Below are 15,212 nucleotides of genomic sequence, written 5' to 3' on the forward strand. Positions count from 1 at the left end.
GGACACGAGGAGAGCACAGTGCCCGTCATAACCGTTCCCGAAGCCTTCAACGAGGAAGAGCTCTACATCGACCTCCAATGGAGCTTCGGGCATCCGATCTACTTGAAATGCGAAGGCTTCAACTTCGCCGGATCGATCAAACTGAAGGCCGCGACGGAAATGGTCGACGCCGCCGAGCGGGACGGAACGCTCACCGCCGGATCGGTGCTGATCGAATCGTCGTCCGGCAACCTCGGCGTGGCGCTGAGCATGCTCGCCGCCAGCCGTGGTTACCACTTCGTGTGTGTCACCGATTCCCGGTGCAATCTCTCCACCCGGCGCGCGATCGAGGCGCTGGGCAACGAGGTGCACGTGGTCACCGAGCCCAGTGCCGCCGGCGGTTTCCTGGGGGCGCGGATCGACTACGTCCGCGCACTGTGCGCCGCCGACAGCCGCTACGTCTGGCTCGACCAGTACCGCAACCCCAACAACTGGCGGTCGCACTACCGCCGCACCGCGCCCGCGATCGCCGAGGCATTTCCGAAGCTGGACGTCCTGTTCGTCGGGGCGGGCACCACCGGCACGCTGATGGGGTGCGCGCAGTACTTCCGGGAGTGGCACCGGCCGGTCCGGGTCATCGCGGTGGACAGCGTCGGATCGGTGACCTTCGGCGGCCCGCCGGGACGGCGGATGCTGCCGGGGCTGGGCACGAGCGTCCGCCCGCCGCTGCTCGACGTGTCCTATGTGGACGAAGTCGTGCTCGTCGAGGAGGCCGACACCGTCCGCGCCTGTCACCGGCTGGCGCGCAGCGGTTTCCTCTTCGGCGGCTCGACCGGCACGGTCGTCAGCGGCGCCACCGCGTGGCTCGACCAGCACGACGCGCGCGACCTCACCGCGGTGGCCATCGCCCCGGATCTCGGCGAACGCTATCTCGACACGATCTACCACACCAACTGGCTCCACGACATCTACGGCGACCAGGTCCTCGACGCCGACGGTCAGCCGTCCGAACAACCCGGCCTGCCGAGGCCGAGCCCCACCCTCCAGTGCTACTGACCACGAACGCTTCGCATCCGCGAGGAAGCGTGTTTCGCCGCCGCACGACCTCTGGGGTTACCTATTCTTACGAATAGCGCACCGCGCGGAGAATTCACGAAGCGAACGTGGATTTCGGCCGGGTGTCCGCGTCCGACACCGCGGGCACCCGGCCGCACACACCGGATTCAGGGGCTCAGACCGGGGTTTTCTCGGCAGGAGGCTCGGCCGCGAGATGCAGCGGGCTCTCCTCCCGGCGGATACGGGGGACTTCCCGTTCCTCGTGCATCGCGGTCAGCGGTTGCAGGTCCAGCAGGGGCAGATCCGTGACCGCCTCCAGATGGCGCAACAGGATGCCTTCGCGCAATGCCCACGGGCAGACCTCGACGACGTCCACGTCCAGCGCCGCCAACGTCGCCTCCGCCACCACCGCCCCCGCGACGATCTGCCGCGCCCGTGGCTTCGAAACGCCCCGGAACCGGGCGCGTTCGACGGCGGGGACCTGGGCGAGCCGGGGAATCCACTTCCGCAGATCGGACCGGCGGAGCTCACGCCGCACGAACGGCCCCTTCCGCCGGGCCGGCGCGCCCGCCAACCGCGCGAGCTGCTTGAACGTCTTCGACGTCACCACCATCCGCCGGGCGTCCCCTTCCCAGCGAAGCCGGTCGAGTACCTCGCCCAGTGTCGTGCGGACGTGCCCGCGCAACGTCGTGAGCTCCCGGCGCGTCGGTGGGTCCGAGGTGAGAAACTCGCGGGTCAGCCTGCCCGCCCCCAACGGGAGAGAGGTCGCCAGTTCCGGCTCCACATCGCGGCCCAGCACCAGCTCCATCGAGCCGCCGCCGATGTCCGCGAGCAGCAACCGGCCCGCTGACCAGCCGTACCATCTTCGTGCCGCGAAGTAGGTCAGTCTTCCTTCCTCTTCTCCCGAGAGGAACTGCGGCCGGACCCCGGACCGCTGCTCGATCCGGTCGATGATCTCCGCGCGGTTGACCGCGTCCCGCACCGCCGCCGTCACGAACGGGTAGAGCTGGTCCACGTCGAGCCGGGCCGCCGCCTCGACGGCCTTGCCCACGGCGTCCGCGGCTCGCTCGACCCCCGCCTCGCCCAGCGCCCCGTCCGCGCGCAGCTCCTCGGAGAGCAACGTGGGTGCCTTCACCGCGTGCACCGGCAGCGGCGGCGCCCCGGCCACCACCTCCACCACCTGCAACTGGGCCGAATTCGAGCCGATGTCCAGAACCGCGAGTCTCATCGGCCCCGGTTACCCCGTCCTTTCCCCGGCAAACGGCTGTCACAGCAGCACCACGCGTCGAGGAGGCCGTGATCACAGCCTGGGGTGTGAACCGGCGCGCTCGGGGTACCCCCATGTCAGACCGAGAGGGGTGCGACCATGCACGACGTGACGAGCAGGCTACGTCCTTCGCCGGATCTCGCGCTGGAGGGCGAGGACACACCCGAGCAGGTGGACGTCCGGCGCCGGGCCGCCTCGGTGGTGGCGACCGGAGCACGCGACGCCGACGACTGCGCCATGCTGCTGGACATGCTCGGACTGCACCAGAGCCCGCGGACCTTCGACGCCAGGGAGTCCACAGAGGACGTTCTGGCAGCGCGCCGGGAAGAGGCCTAGCCGTGCTGCGTCTGGGGTTCCCCGTGATCGGGGTGAAGGACGTCGAACGCGCGGCGGCATTCTGGTCTTCGGCGCTGCACCTGGTTCCCACCGAGGAGTGGGCGAGCGACACGTGGCGGACGCTGGCCCACGTGGACGGGTCCGGCAGGGTGCTGGGGCTGATGCGCAGCGACTCTCCCGCCGAGGAGCACCCCCGTATCCACCTCGACCTGCTGGTCGACACCCCGGCCGAGCAGGAGGCCGAAGTCGTGCGGCTCGTCGAACTCGGCGCGCACGTGGTGGACTGGGACCACTATCCGCCGAATCCCGACTTCGTCGTACTGGCCGACCCGGACGACAACGTCTTCTGCGTGGTCGACCTGAGCAAGGCGCCGTCCGGGAGCTGATTCGGCGTTTATTCCCGGGTAGCCGGGGAACCCGCGTGGCATGCTTCGGGTTCTGGCCTGGTGGGCGGCGCTGACCGCGGCGTGGCTGCTCACGATGTCCACTGTGGACATCGCGGAGTTCGTCGCCGCCGCGATCGCCGCCGTGCCCTGCGCGGTGATAGTGCCCTTCGTGGGCCGCGCGCTGGGCGGGATCGAAAAACCACGAGTGAGCTGGCTCCGGTGGTTCACGCACATCCCCCTGGCCGTCACGACCGAGACGGTCCGCGCCCTGCGGACGCGGGAAACCGGCCACTTCGAGACGCTGCGGCTGCCCGCGGACCGGGTGGCCGCGCGGCAGGCGGTCGCGACCGTCGCGATCGGGCTCTCCCCCGGCGCGATGGTGGCCGACGTACCGCCCGGCGGGCGGACCGTGGTTGTCCATCGGCTGCTGTCCGGCGAATCGGCCGTGCTGGACAGGATCCGGCGATGACCGGCTGGCTGATCGCGGCGGCCCTGCTCCTCGTCGGCGGGCTCGGCCCGGCGTTGTGGCTCGCCGCCAGGGGCACCCCGTCGAGCCGGATGGCCGGACTCGAACTCGGCGGCGCGGTCACGGTCCTCGCGCTGCTCGTGCTCGCGCAGGGATACGGACCTTCGAGCGCGCTGATCCTGCCGCTTGTCCTGGCGCTGCTGGCCTTCGCCGGGACACTCGTGTTCGTCCGGCTGCTGGGGCAGCGATGAACGTCTTCGCGGCGGTGCCGGCGTTCGCCGGGGTCGGTGTGGTCCTGATCGCGGCGTTCGGCATGCTGCGGGCCAGGACCACCTTGGCGCGCCTGCACTTCCTGGCGCCGGTGACGACGATGGGCGGCCCGCTGATCGGGCTCGGCCTCGTCGTCGAGATCGGCTGGAACCTCACCTCGGGCATGGTGGCGCTGACCGTCGTCCTCCTCGCCCTCACCGGCCCCGTGCAGCAGACGGCGACCGCGCGCCTGGCCGAGGACCGGGACGAGCGGTGAACGCCGTCCTGCTCTTGATCGCGCTCGCGTTCGTCGCGGTGGCGGGGACGATCGTGGTACACACCGAGGACCCCGCTCGCCAGGCGATCACGTTGTCGGTGTTCAGCCTGCTCCTCACCGTGCTTTTCGTGGTCCTGCAGGCCCCCGACGTCGCGTTGTCCGAGCTGGTCGTCGGCTCGGCGATCGTGCCGCTGCTGGTGTTGCTGACGTTGCGCAAGGTCCGGGGCGGCAAGCCATGACGCGGCGGATCCGGACGGTGCTGGCGCTGCTCGGGGTCGCGGGAATCGCGACGCTGCTGCTGGCCGCGTTCACGCGCGTGCCCGTGCCGGGCGGGTCCGGGCATCTCTACCGCGATCTCGTGCTCGGCCCCGCGCTGGAGCACGCGACCCCGAACCTGGTGTCCTCGATCAACTTCGACCTGCGGGCGCTGGACACTCTCGGCGAGGAGACGATCGTGACCGCGGCCGTGGTCGGCACGCTGTGCCTGCTCGCCCCGTCGGCGGCCGAGCGGCGGCGCATCGGCACGGACCACCGTCCGGTGCTGCCCGCCGTCAAGCTGGCCGGTTACCTGTTGCTGCCGCTGACGACGTTGCTCGGCCTGGACGTGGTGCTGCACGGCCATTTGACGCCGGGCGGCGGGTTCCAGGGCGGGGTCGTGCTCGCGACCGGCTGGCATCTGCTGTACCTCGCCGGGGACTACCCCGCGTTGTCCCGCCTCCGGCCGATCGGCTGGTGTGAGTACGCCGAGGCCGCGGGGACCGGTTTCTACGTGCTCACCGGGCTGCTCGGGCTCGGCCTCGCCGGTTCGTTCCTGGCGAACTTCCTGCCCGTCGGCACATTCGGTTCCCTGCTCTCGACGGGCACGGTGCCACTGCTGAGCCTGTTCATCGGCGCCGAGGTCGCGGCCGGGCTGCTGGTCATGCTCGCCCAGTTCCTCGAACAGGGCCTGATCCGCGAACGGCGCCGGTCGTGATCGCGGCCTACGGATGCTACGGCGTGGCCGCCTGGCTGTTGCTGATCGGCTGCCTGGCCATCGTCCGCAGCCGGAACCTGATCCACGCCGTGGTTTCGCTGTCGGTCGCCCAGGCGGGTACCTACGTGCTGCTGCTGGGCATCGGCTACCAGCGGGGCGCGAGCCCGCCGATCCTGCCCGCCACACCCGTCGTGGACCCGATGGTGCAGGCCATGACGCTGACCGACATCGTCGTGTCGGCGACCATCACCGCGCTACTGCTCGCCATCACCCTCCAGGTCTCCCGGCGGCACGGCACCATCGACCCGGACGAGCTCCGGGCGCTGCGGGGCTGACCCGTGTCCGCCCTGCCCGCGCTCGCGATCGCGCTCCCGTTGCTCGGCGCCTGCGTGCTGCTGGGCCTCGGGCGGCTGCTGCCCCGGACGGTGGTCGACACGCTGGCCATCACGTGCACGCTCGGCGTCGTCGCGGTGCTGGCCGTGCTGGTGACCACGTGCCGCCACGGCCGGGTGGTGAACTGGCTGGGCGGCCACCCACCGCGGGACACCCGGTCCGTCGGGATCGTCCTCGTCGCCGACGGGCTTTCCGCGCTGCTCGGCCTGCTCGCGGCGGCGCTGCTGACGTTCGCGCTGCTCTACGGCTGGCGGTACTTCGAAGCCGTCGAAGCGCGGTTCCACGCGATGATGCTCCTGTTCCTGACCGGCATGCTCGGTTTCCTGTTCACCGGCGACCTGTTCACCATGTTCGTCTTCTTCGAGCTGATGAGCGCGGTCGCCTACGCGCTCACCGGTTATCAGGCCGACGAAGCGGAATCCGTCCAGGGAGCGCTCACCTTCGGGGTACTCAACTCCCTCGGCGCTTATTTCACCCTGACCGGGATCGGCCTGCTCTACGCCAGGACGGGGCAACTCGGCATGGCCCAGATCGCCGCGGCGCTGTCACCGGCACACCACGACACGCTCGTCGTCGCCGCGTTCGTCCTGGTCGCGACCGGGCTCCTGGTCAAGGCCGCCGCGGCGCCGTTCCACTTCTGGCTCGCCGACGCGCACGCCGTCGCACCGGCGCCGGTCTGCGTCCTGTTCTCCGGCATCATGGTCGAGCTGGGACTCTACGGCCTGATCCGGGTGTACCGGATCGTGTTCGCACCGGCGCTCGGCGACGCGGCGTTCAGCCGCACTGCGCTCGTCCTCGGCGTCGTCACCGCCGTGACCGGTGCGATACTGAGCTGCACCCAACGGCATCTCAAACGCCTGCTCGCCTACTCCACCGTCGCGCACGTCGGCATGTTCCTCTGTGGACTGTCTATTCTCGACGGTCCGGCGCTGAGCGGTTTCGCGCTGGCCGTGGCCGGGCACGCGGGCGCGAAGGGCGCGTTGTTCCTGCTCACCGGCATGCTGCGCAACAGATACGGCAGCGTCGACATCGACGAGCTGTACGGCACTGCCCGGCCCGCCCGCACCGAGGCGGTGTTGTTCCTGTTCGCCGCACTGGCGCTCACCGGGCTGCCGCCGTTCGGTGTCGCGCTGGGAAAGGGCGTCAGCGAACATGCCGGGCCTTCCTGGCTGACCCCGCTGTTCCTCGGGGTTTCGGCACTCACCGGTGCCGCAGTGCTGTGCGCGGGCGCCCGTGTCTACTTCGGACTCGGCAAGCCACCACACGACAGCGCCGAGGAGACCAGCACGGGCTCGCCCGAAGAACCCGAGACCGGACAGCGGATGACGGGCACTCCGGCGGTCATGCTCGCCTCGGCGATCGGTCTCCTGCTGTGTTCTCTGCTCGCCGGAGTTCTTCCCGTCGTACGGGAGTGGGCCGTCCGGGCGGGGAGTCAGGCCGCAGACCGCCTGGGCTACCTCCACGACGTCCTCCCGGTGCTTCCCGCCGCGCCCGCGCCACCGTCCACAGCGGACTGGACGGCGACGGGAATTCTCACCGCGTCCGTCGCGGCACTCGCCGCTTTGGGCGCCTGCGCAGCGACACTGTGGCGATGGCTGCCACGCGGACCGCGCGCCGCCAGGAATGTCCTGCACACGTTGCACGAACTGCAGTCCGGGCACATCGGCGACTACGTGGCGTGGTTGCTGGCGGGCGTCGCCGCACTCGGCGCACTCTCCTGGTGGTGACACTCCCGTCCGACCCGGCAGGGCGCCGAGGCTGAAGGACGCCTTCAGTGCGTTGACTGCACTGAAAGCGTCCTTCAGCACCGCCAGTGCACTGAAAGCGTCCTTCAGCTCAGGCCGGGGAGCAGCCGGGAGGCCACCGCGCCCGCGCCGGCGCCGCAGCCCACGCCCGCCCAGGCGACCGGGCCGAGCGGGGTACAGCCGAAGAACTGGCTGACACCCGGCGTCTGCACGAGCGCGGCCAGCACGAGGGCCGAACCCGCCGCGGTGCCGACAACCAGCGGGCTGTGCCACCGCCCTCGCAGGGTCTGCGCCAGCTGGGTGCCGACCAGGCCGCACAGGGCCATCGTGCTCGTGCGGCGGGCGGTGCCCGGGGTCGACCGGCCGATCAGCCACGCCGTGGTCGCGCCAATGCCGGTGGTCACGCCGCGGCTGGTGATGTCCCTGGTCAGCGAGCTGCCGAGCCCGGTGGCCGCCTCGCCTTCCCCGTCGTCCGGCCGGGTCACGGCGACCGCCATGGCGGGGAACAGATCGGTGAGCAGGTTGACGAGCAGGAGCTGGCGGGTCCCCAGCGGCGAATCGCCGGAGATCAGGGTGCCCAGCACCGAGAATCCGACCTCCCCCGCGTTGCCGCCCACCAGGATGACGACCGCGTCGGAGACGCTCCGCCACAGCGCCCTGCCCTCGGCCACGGCCTCCAGCAGGACCGTCAGATCGTCCTCCGCCAAGGCGAGATCCGCGGCGGTGCGCGCGGCCGTCGAGGAACGCGCCCGCACCCCGACGCCGACATCGGCGGCCCGGATCGCTGCGGCGTCATTGGTCCCGTCCCCGACCATCGCCGTGACCCGGCCCGCCTCCCGCAGCGCCTCGACCACCCGGAGCTTCTGTTCCGGTGCGACGCGCGCGATCACCCCGGCGCCGCCCAGCGCCTCGGCCCGCCGCGTCCGGTCGAGGCCGGCGAGCTGATCGCCGGTCAGCACCGTGGTGTCCTCGGGCCAGCCCAGCGACTTCGCGATCGCCAGCGCCGTGTGCGGGTGATCACCGGTCAGCATCACCGGCGCGATCTCCGCGTCCCGCAGTCCGCTGACGAGCGTCTCGGCGGTTTCCCTCGGCGTGTCCGACAACCCGACGAATCCGAGAAAACTCAGTCCTGCCAACACTTTCTCGTCGTTCCCATTGCCGAACTCCGGCCGATCCGCCTCGTCGGCGATCTCCCTGCCCGCGACCGCGATGACCCGCAACCCGTTGTCCGCCAGCGACTCCCCCGCCTCGACGACATGCCGGTCCGCGTCGCAGGCGCGCAGCACGGTCTCCGGCGCGCCCTTGACCACCAGCATTGTCCGCCCGGTCCCGTCCCGGCCGACGGCGGCCGAGTAACCCCGGCTGGCCTCGAACGGCTGACTGTCCACTTCGGTCCAATCCGCTTCCCGGCCCGCCGCGTCCAAAATGGCCCAGTCGGTCGCGTGGGCATGCGCGGCGGGGCCGCCGTCCGCACCGGGGCAGGCTCGCGCGGCGGCCGACAACGCCGTCTTGTCACCGTCCGCTTCGGACGGCTGACCGTCCGATGTGGTCACCACGGATACGCGCAATCGGTTCTGGGTAAGGGTTCCGGTCTTGTCGAAGCAGACCACGTCCAACCGGCCGAGTGCTTCCAGCGCCCGCGGCGTCCGCACGAGCACACCGAACGCGGACAGCCGCCGTGCCGCCGCACGCTGCGCGACGGTGGCGACCAGCGGCAGCCCCTCGGGCACCGCGGCGACCGCGATCGCCACACCCCCGGCGACGGCGCGGCGCAGCGGCCGTCCGCGGACGGCGGACAGCCCGGTCACCAGCGCGCCACCGAGCAGGGTCAGCGGCAGCGCCCGGCGAGTGAGCCGATGCAGCCGTGACTGGATTCCGGCCGCCCCAGGGGTTCGCGCGGCCAGGCTGACCGCGCGCCCGGACACCGTCTGCTCGTCGGTGGCCACGACGATGGCCCGCCCCTCACCGCTGACCACCGTGGTACCGGCGAAAACCAGGCAGCCGCGTTCGGCCACCGACGCGCCCGGCGTCGGCTCCAGCTGTTTCGCCACCGGGAGGGATTCCCCGGTCAGCGCGGACTCGTCGACCTCCAGATCGGTGAGAGCGCACAGCCGCGCGTCGGCGGGGACCACGTCACCGGTCCGCACCTCGATCACGTCGCCGGGTTCCAGCGCCCGCGCGTCCGTGGTGACAGTGGCGGACTCCGAGACCACCTTGCGTGCCTTCTGCCGTTCGTCCTCGCGCAACTTGGCCAGTGCGCGCCTGCCGCGGAACTGCTGGGCGCCGCCGACAAACGCGTTGAGCCCCATCGCCGCCGCGACCAGCCCCGCGTCGACCGGCGAACCGACCACCGCCGAGGCCACGGCGCCCAGCGCGAGCACCGGTGTCAGCGGGTCGTCCAGTTCGCGCACGACATCGGTGGCCAGGCCCGCGCCCAGCCGGAGCGGAGCGGCCGCGGGATGCTCCACCACCGCGGTGGCCGCCGTCCGGATGCGGTGCGCCACCGTGTCCAGCGGCGTCGGTGCGGGCAGGTTTTCCCGCAGGCGGCCGGTGACCTCCTCGACGCTCAGTTCGTGCCACGCGATCCTGGGCCTCGCGGCGGGCGGCCGGGTCGTGGCCATCCGCAGCGCCGAGCCCCAGCCCAGCGCGAGACCGCTGATCCCGCCGAGTGCCACCGGGTCCAGCCGGGGCAGCAGCGGCAGCAGCGAGCGGCTTCGCCTGCCGCGGCCGGTCAGCAGGGCGAGCCCGCCGACCACCGCGCTGGCCGTCGCGAGTTCGGTCGCCCGCCTGCCGTTCGCGCGGGCGGCGGCGGCCGCGACCAGGATCCGCCACGCGCCGACGAGGCCACGGCGGACGATCAGGTCCGCGCCCCACAGCACCGGCGTCCGGCCATCGGTGAGCGCGACGCAGACGTCCCCGGCGAGCAGGCCCGCGACCTCGTCCGAGCCCGGCCGGGAATCCGGGGACGGGCGGGCGATCGTGAGCACGACACGGCCTTCGCCGTGCAACCGGGTCACGAGCCCCGCGAAAGTTTCTTCGTCCTCTGTGGACAGAACATCGTCGGCGAGCGCGGCGAACTCGCCGAGCTCGTCGTCGGCGGTCGTACCGACGACCACGACGCGCGAGTCGGCCGCGCGGGCGGCTTCGAGCACCGCTTCGGCGTACGGATCCAGCCCGTCCCCGTCGAAGAGCGCGCTCACATGCAGGACCACGGTGTCGACGGCGTCCAGTGCCTTGATCCGATCCGGGTCACGGACGAGGATTCCCTCTCGTGCCAAGGCAAGGCCCATCGCCGAGTGGAACGCCGTGTGCGCGTACCTGGCGGGCATCGGCGACACCGCGAGCGCGGCGTCGGCCGCCTTCCCGAGGTCGCGGGTCAGCACCAGCTCGGCCAGTGTGCCGAGCAGCCCGCCGCTCACCGCGCCACCGGCGTAGTCCTCCACCGGGATCTGCGCGCCTCGCGGCTCGGGTGTCACGCCCATGCTCGGCCGATCCGGCGCGCACAGCTCGTCGTGGGCGGCGTCGAAGGCCATCGCCCTGGCGATCGCCTCCGCAAGCTGGCTGGTGCGCAGCACGACGTCCAGCGCCAGCTCGGCGGGCTCCTGGCTCACGCCCCTGGCCGCGGCGTTCGCGGCCGCGCGTGTCAGTTCCGCCGTGTACCAGCCGAAACGCTCGTTCAGCAGCGCTCGCGCCGTGGGGTGTTCCCGGACCGAGCTGACCGCGGCGCGCAGCCATTCATGGGCTCGGCGGGCACGCATCGCCCTGGTGCTCAACGCGATCCCGAGGCCGACGCCGTCCATGGCCAGCGCCAGCACGGCGCTACGCACGCCGGAGACGTCCCCCGGATGCGCGGGCCCGGCTTCCACCGGCTCGGCAGGCGTCAGGCCGTGCCGCCCGGTCCGTTCGGTGATCCACTCGACGACCTCGTCGGCGACGGCGTCCTCGGCCAGATGCGCGACCACACTGCCCAGGCCCGCGTCCCAGTAGGCACCGGCCACCGAGGGATGTCCGGCGACCTTCGTCGCGAGTACCCGGCCCGCGCCCGGCGTCACCTCGTCTTCGGTCTCGTCCGGACGTACTGGTACATGAACGCGGCGGCCCGCCTGCCACACGGGTGACCGGGCCCCACTGGCGTTCTGCGCGACACGTCCCACGCGCACGACGGTGTACGCGAGCGTCTGGACGGTCTCCCCCGCCTTTTTCGCCGAGCGGGCGGCTAGTTCGTCGAAGACCGGCGCGGCGGCAGCGGCCACGCGGGTGGCGAGAACGGGTCCCGTCAACGCCGCGACCATGCCGAGCCGAGCACCTTGGCGCAACCCCGTCACGAAACTGCTCACGCGACCGGCGTTCCCCCGGAAGGACCCCTCGAAACCTCGGCACGCCCGAACCGGTGATTGAGCCGCGCGGGTGGCTCACCAACCGGCCCTCCAGGTACGCGAGCCGACGCTCCGGGGACGCGAGTTCGCCGTCCAGGTACCCGAGGTTTGACCTTCGGGGAAACGGCAATAACCGAGGGTATGAGGACACCGCTGCGCGCGCTCGCCCTGGTCTGCACCCTCAAGCCCTCACCCGCGCCGTCGAGCAGCCAGCTCATCGCCCAGCAGCTGTTGGACCGGCTCGCGGAGCAGGGCGCGCCGGGAGAGTCCATTCGCGTGGTCGACCACAACGTCCGGCCCGGGGTGGAGGCCGACATGGGCGAGGGCGACGCCTGGCCCGAGCTGCGCCGCGAGATCGCCGCCGCCGACATCCTGGTGCTGTGCACCCCGACCTGGCTCGGGCACGCCTCCAGCGTCGCCCAGCGGGTGCTGGAGCGTCTCGACGCCGAGTTGTCCGAGACCGACGACGAAGGCAGGCCCGCGATGTTCGGCAAGGTCGCGCTCGTCGCCGCCGTCGGGAACGAGGACGGCGCGCACAAGATCATCGCCGACCTGTTCCAGGCACTCGACGACGTCGGGTTCACCATCCCGGCGCAGGGCGCCAGCTACTGGAACGGCGAGGCCATGAAGCCCGGTGACTACCAGGATCTCGACGAAACCCCGGACGCCGTCATCTCCGCCAACTCCACCGCGGCCCGCAACGCCGTCCACCTCGCCCGGCTGCTGCGGGAGCACCCCTATCCGCCGCCGTGATCCCCGCGTCCGTCCTCAGAGGACAGTCGGACGCGCTGGGGCACCACCACGCAATTCGGTCCTCGACCGATCGGTGTCCACAGAGGACACTGGTTGGCGGTCAGCGTGCGCGGTCGTAGACCACGGCGGTTTCGCCGAGTTTTCCGGTCTCCTGGTACTCGAGTGTCCACTTCGTACCCGGCAGGCCGTCCTCGAACAGCCGCTGCCCGCCCCCGGCGATCTCCGGGCAGATCAGGAGGTACAGCCGGTCGAGCAGATCCGCCGCGAGCAGCGCCTTGATGACGCTCGTGCTGCTGTTGACGAGAATGTCCCCCGTGCCGGTGGCCCTGAGGTCCGCGACGACGTCCGCGACCGGGGCGTTCACGATCCGGGTGCGCTCCCACGGGGCCTCGGTCAGCGTCGTCGACAGGACCACCTTTTCCGTTTCCACCAACCACTTCGCGTATCCGCGGTCACGCGGGTCGGCGTTCTCGTCCTCGGCGACGGACGGCCAGAACCCCAGGAAGCCCTCGGCGTTGAGTCTGCCGAGCAACGCCGTCGTCGCGTTTTCGCGCATGCGGGTCATGTGGTCGCGTGCGATGTCGGTGGTCGCGTACGGGATGATCGCGCTGAGATCGCCGGGCCCGCCGGGGCCGTTGTAGCGTCCGTCCAGGGTGAGGCTGAGGTTCGCGGTCACCTTGCGGGCGTTCGGGTTCGTCATGATCGTGCTTCCTTTTCTTTCGCTTGTACTGCTTGGGTTGTGTGCGGGAACGCACCGACGGCGCCGGCGAGCTTGTCGAGTACCTGGGCCCAGCCGGTTTCGATCCCCGCGATGGCGGGGACGGCCCCGACGGTCGTCTCGGTGATGCGCAGGCCGAGCCGCAGCCGGGTGCCGCCCTCGGCCGCGGCGAGCGCCAGGTCGTAGTGGCCGGTGAACGCGACCGCGCCGGCCGCGTCGAGCACCGAAAGGTCGAACACGAGGTGCCGCGGTTCCTTCGCGGCGCGAACGGTGCCCTCGGAGGGGTACCGGTGCCCCTCGGCGTCGCCGTACTCCAGCACGACGCGACCGCCCGCCCGGGGCTCGAGAACGCAGTCGGTGACGGTCATCGACGGCGGCACCCACCAGGACGCCAGCAGGTCCGGGTCGGTCCAATGCCGCCAGACGACGTCGCGGGGCGCGGCCAGCACGCGTTCGAACAAGAAGGCGCGCCCGTCCGCCCAGCGCTCCCGGTCCGCGATCGCGGTCTCCGCTTCGATGGCGGCGCGATAGCGCGCGATGACGTCTCGCTCGTCCTCGTGCGCTCCGGCCGTCTCGGCCAGTTCCCGCAGTCGGCGCGCGAGGGCCCTCAGTGGCGCGGTTTCCACCGCGTAGACACGGCGTTGCCCGAGCGGGAAGACCGTCACGAGGCCAACCCGGGCGAGAGTCTGGAGATGCTTCGTGGTCTGCGGCTGCCGCAGGCCGGTCAGCTCGGCCAGTTCGCCGACAGACCGGGGCCGCTCGGCGAGCAACTCGACGAGACGCCACCGTGCGGCGTCTCCCAGTGCCGATGCGATCCCGTCCATGGCGCAAAGTATTCACTGAGCAGAATATTCTTGTCAAGGAATATCTTGAACCATGGCTGTGACCTGGGGTTATCCGGTCTGGGAGCGACGCTCATAGCGGGAGCGGGCGAGGTCGTACGCCGTGCGCAGCAGCTCACGCACCGCGGTCCCGGTCCGCGGCCCCGGATTCACCACCGCGAGCCAGCCGACGGTGCCGTAGACCGGGTGGGCGATGACGGTGTCGGTGACACTCGCGTCCGCGTCGTCGGCCGTGTCGCGCGGGGCGTGCCGGGTCCATTCGCGGAAGGCGTCCTTCCCGGCGGCGATGTTGACACGGAAGGTGTCCGGACGCTCCAGCCGCGACCGCTCGTCGCCGGGGTAGTTCTTGGTCACGATCGTGGCGAAGGGCTGCGTCTTCGGCACGACGCCGTCGGGCGCGTAGTAGAAGAACGTGTCGCCCCAGCTGATCTCCGGCGAGCCGTCACCGGGTAGCGGGCTGAGGGTCAGCACTCCGTCGAGGCTGTCGAGGAAACGGATGATCTCTTCGGTCGTCATGTGCTCCAGCGTCACATTAAAGTGCTTGTGGAGACTTTGCCGAGGAAGTCGAGGGACATCGGGGTGACAACTCTCAACTCGCCGGTTCTGCGCACGGCAGCCGTCGCACGGGCCGCCGGGTACTCCGTGCAGCAGGTGCGCAACCTCGAACGCGCCGGGGTGCTGCCACCCGCCGAGCGGACCGGCTCGGGCTACCGCGCCTACGGGGAGATCCACCTGCGGTCGGCGCTGGCCTACCGGGCCCTCGCGGCGGGTGTGGGTCCGGTGGAAGCCAAACGCATCGTCCGCGCCGTACACGAACGCCCGGTTTCGGAGGCGCTCGCAATGCTCGACGCGGCGCACGCGCGGCTCGATCGGGAACGGGCGGAACTCCGGGAAGCCGAAGCGGCGGCCAAGGCGATCTCCGCCGAGCCGATCGCCGACGTGCGTCCCTCCGACTCGATGAGCGTGTCCGAACTCGCCACCGCCCTCGCGATCCGCCCGTCGACCCTGCGCCACTGGGACGCTGAGGGCCTTGTCGTGCCGGACCGGGTCACGCCCCGCGAAACCCGGCGGTACTCCCCCGCCCAGGTCCGCGACGCCCGGCTCGTCCACCAGCTGCGCGGCGCCGGATACGGCGTCACCGCGCTACGCACCCTCATGCCGCAACTGCGTCGCGGCAAACGCGCCGAAGACCTCACTGCCGCGCTCGCCTCCCGGGCCGCGAACATCACCTCCCGCTCCCGTGCCCTCCTCGACGGCACCGCCGAACTCGCCGCGGTCCTTTCCCGCATCCGGGACGAGCGACAGGACTCCGATTATCCTTGTCCTGTAACGGTTTCATGGAGAAGTTGACGGCCCGGTGAACATCCGCTGAAGGTCGGTCACGCGCGGGACCGGT

17 protein-coding genes are annotated in these 15,212 nt (G+C 71.2%); 12 read left to right on the top strand and 5 right to left on the bottom strand.

Features of this window, described 5'->3' with window-relative positions:
* Positions 1 to 18: 18 nt before the first annotated feature.
* Positions 19 to 1,035, top strand: a complete 1,017-nt coding sequence (gene sbnA, locus ACFW0G_RS32305) for a 2,3-diaminopropionate biosynthesis protein SbnA (protein WP_378329234.1) — start codon at positions 19 to 21, stop codon at positions 1,033 to 1,035.
* A 175-nt stretch (positions 1,036 to 1,210) separates the two neighbouring features.
* Here the strand turns inward: sbnA and ACFW0G_RS32310 are convergent, their stop codons facing one another.
* Entirely contained in the window at positions 1,211 to 2,263 is a 1,053-nt protein-coding gene (locus tag ACFW0G_RS32310; protein WP_378329235.1) for a hypothetical protein, read from the bottom strand.
* A gap of 138 nt (positions 2,264 to 2,401) precedes the next feature.
* Here ACFW0G_RS32310 and ACFW0G_RS32315 point away from each other — a divergent pair, with 138 nt between their 5' ends.
* The 9 genes from ACFW0G_RS32315 to ACFW0G_RS32355 are packed head-to-tail and all read left to right on the top strand — an operon-like array spanning position 2,402 to position 7,109.
* Complete coding sequence (locus ACFW0G_RS32315; protein WP_378329236.1) at positions 2,402 to 2,638, top strand: hypothetical protein; 237 nt, start codon at positions 2,402 to 2,404, stop codon at positions 2,636 to 2,638.
* A 2-nt stretch (positions 2,639 to 2,640) separates the two neighbouring features.
* Positions 2,641 to 3,024, top strand: a complete 384-nt coding sequence (locus ACFW0G_RS32320; RefSeq protein WP_378329237.1) for a VOC family protein — start codon at positions 2,641 to 2,643, stop codon at positions 3,022 to 3,024.
* Positions 3,025 to 3,064: 40 nt separating this feature from the next.
* Positions 3,065 to 3,493 carry a hypothetical protein gene (locus ACFW0G_RS32325; protein ID WP_378329238.1) on the top strand — a complete coding sequence of 143 codons (429 nt, stop codon included), beginning with the start codon at positions 3,065 to 3,067 and terminating at the stop codon, positions 3,491 to 3,493.
* Positions 3,490 to 3,741: a monovalent cation/H+ antiporter complex subunit F gene (locus ACFW0G_RS32330; RefSeq protein WP_378329239.1), complete on the top strand. Its 252-nt coding sequence runs from the start codon at positions 3,490 to 3,492 to the stop codon at positions 3,739 to 3,741. The genes ACFW0G_RS32325 and ACFW0G_RS32330 overlap by 4 nt, the downstream gene beginning before the upstream one ends.
* The gene (locus ACFW0G_RS32335) at positions 3,738 to 4,016 is read left to right on the top strand and encodes a cation:proton antiporter (protein ID WP_378329240.1); all 279 of its coding nucleotides are present in this window, start codon (positions 3,738 to 3,740) and stop codon (positions 4,014 to 4,016) included. The genes ACFW0G_RS32330 and ACFW0G_RS32335 overlap by 4 nt, the downstream gene beginning before the upstream one ends.
* Positions 4,013 to 4,255 carry a Na(+)/H(+) antiporter subunit B gene (locus ACFW0G_RS32340; RefSeq protein ID WP_378329241.1) on the top strand — a complete coding sequence of 81 codons (243 nt, stop codon included), beginning with the start codon at positions 4,013 to 4,015 and terminating at the stop codon, positions 4,253 to 4,255. Before ACFW0G_RS32335 ends, ACFW0G_RS32340 begins: the two co-directional genes overlap by 4 nt.
* Complete coding sequence (locus ACFW0G_RS32345; RefSeq protein WP_378329242.1) at positions 4,252 to 4,989, top strand: MnhB domain-containing protein; 738 nt, start codon at positions 4,252 to 4,254, stop codon at positions 4,987 to 4,989. The genes ACFW0G_RS32340 and ACFW0G_RS32345 overlap by 4 nt, the downstream gene beginning before the upstream one ends.
* Positions 4,986 to 5,324 (top strand): sodium:proton antiporter, encoded by a 339-nt coding sequence (locus ACFW0G_RS32350; protein ID WP_378329243.1) that lies wholly within the window; start codon positions 4,986 to 4,988, stop codon positions 5,322 to 5,324. Before ACFW0G_RS32345 ends, ACFW0G_RS32350 begins: the two co-directional genes overlap by 4 nt.
* Before the next feature lie 3 nt (positions 5,325 to 5,327).
* Complete coding sequence (locus ACFW0G_RS32355; RefSeq protein ID WP_378329244.1) at positions 5,328 to 7,109, top strand: complex I subunit 5 family protein; 1,782 nt, start codon at positions 5,328 to 5,330, stop codon at positions 7,107 to 7,109.
* Between the two features lie 104 nt (positions 7,110 to 7,213).
* Here ACFW0G_RS32355 and ACFW0G_RS32360 read toward each other — a convergent pair whose 3' ends face one another.
* Positions 7,214 to 11,464: a cation-translocating P-type ATPase gene (locus tag ACFW0G_RS32360; RefSeq protein WP_378329245.1), complete on the bottom strand. Its 4,251-nt coding sequence runs from the start codon at positions 11,462 to 11,464 to the stop codon at positions 7,214 to 7,216.
* Between the two features lie 180 nt (positions 11,465 to 11,644).
* On the opposite strand from ACFW0G_RS32360, the gene ACFW0G_RS32365 reads away from it, so the two are divergent.
* Entirely contained in the window at positions 11,645 to 12,256 is a 612-nt protein-coding gene (locus ACFW0G_RS32365) for a flavodoxin family protein (protein ID WP_378329246.1), read from the top strand.
* 100 nt (positions 12,257 to 12,356) lie between these two features.
* Here ACFW0G_RS32365 and ACFW0G_RS32370 read toward each other — a convergent pair whose 3' ends face one another.
* From ACFW0G_RS32370 to ACFW0G_RS32380, 3 genes are all read right to left on the bottom strand, one after another.
* Positions 12,357 to 12,956: a dihydrofolate reductase family protein gene (locus tag ACFW0G_RS32370; protein WP_378329247.1), complete on the bottom strand. Its 600-nt coding sequence runs from the start codon at positions 12,954 to 12,956 to the stop codon at positions 12,357 to 12,359.
* A complete protein-coding gene (locus ACFW0G_RS32375; protein ID WP_378329248.1) occupies positions 12,953 to 13,798 on the bottom strand; it encodes a metalloregulator ArsR/SmtB family transcription factor in 846 nt (281 codons plus the stop codon). The genes ACFW0G_RS32370 and ACFW0G_RS32375 overlap by 4 nt, the downstream gene beginning before the upstream one ends.
* Positions 13,799 to 13,867: 69 nt before the next feature.
* The gene (locus ACFW0G_RS32380; RefSeq protein ID WP_378329249.1) at positions 13,868 to 14,332 is read right to left on the bottom strand and encodes a DUF6194 family protein; all 465 of its coding nucleotides are present in this window, start codon (positions 14,330 to 14,332) and stop codon (positions 13,868 to 13,870) included.
* A gap of 63 nt (positions 14,333 to 14,395) precedes the next feature.
* Here ACFW0G_RS32380 and ACFW0G_RS32385 point away from each other — a divergent pair, with 63 nt between their 5' ends.
* On the top strand, positions 14,396 to 15,166 hold the full coding sequence (locus tag ACFW0G_RS32385) for a MerR family transcriptional regulator (protein WP_378329250.1): 771 nt from the start codon (positions 14,396 to 14,398) through the stop codon (positions 15,164 to 15,166).
* Positions 15,167 to 15,212: the final 46 nt, after the last annotated feature.

The organism is Amycolatopsis sp. NPDC058986 (assembly GCF_042741125.1).
Lineage (GTDB): Bacteria > Actinomycetota > Actinomycetes > Mycobacteriales > Pseudonocardiaceae > Amycolatopsis.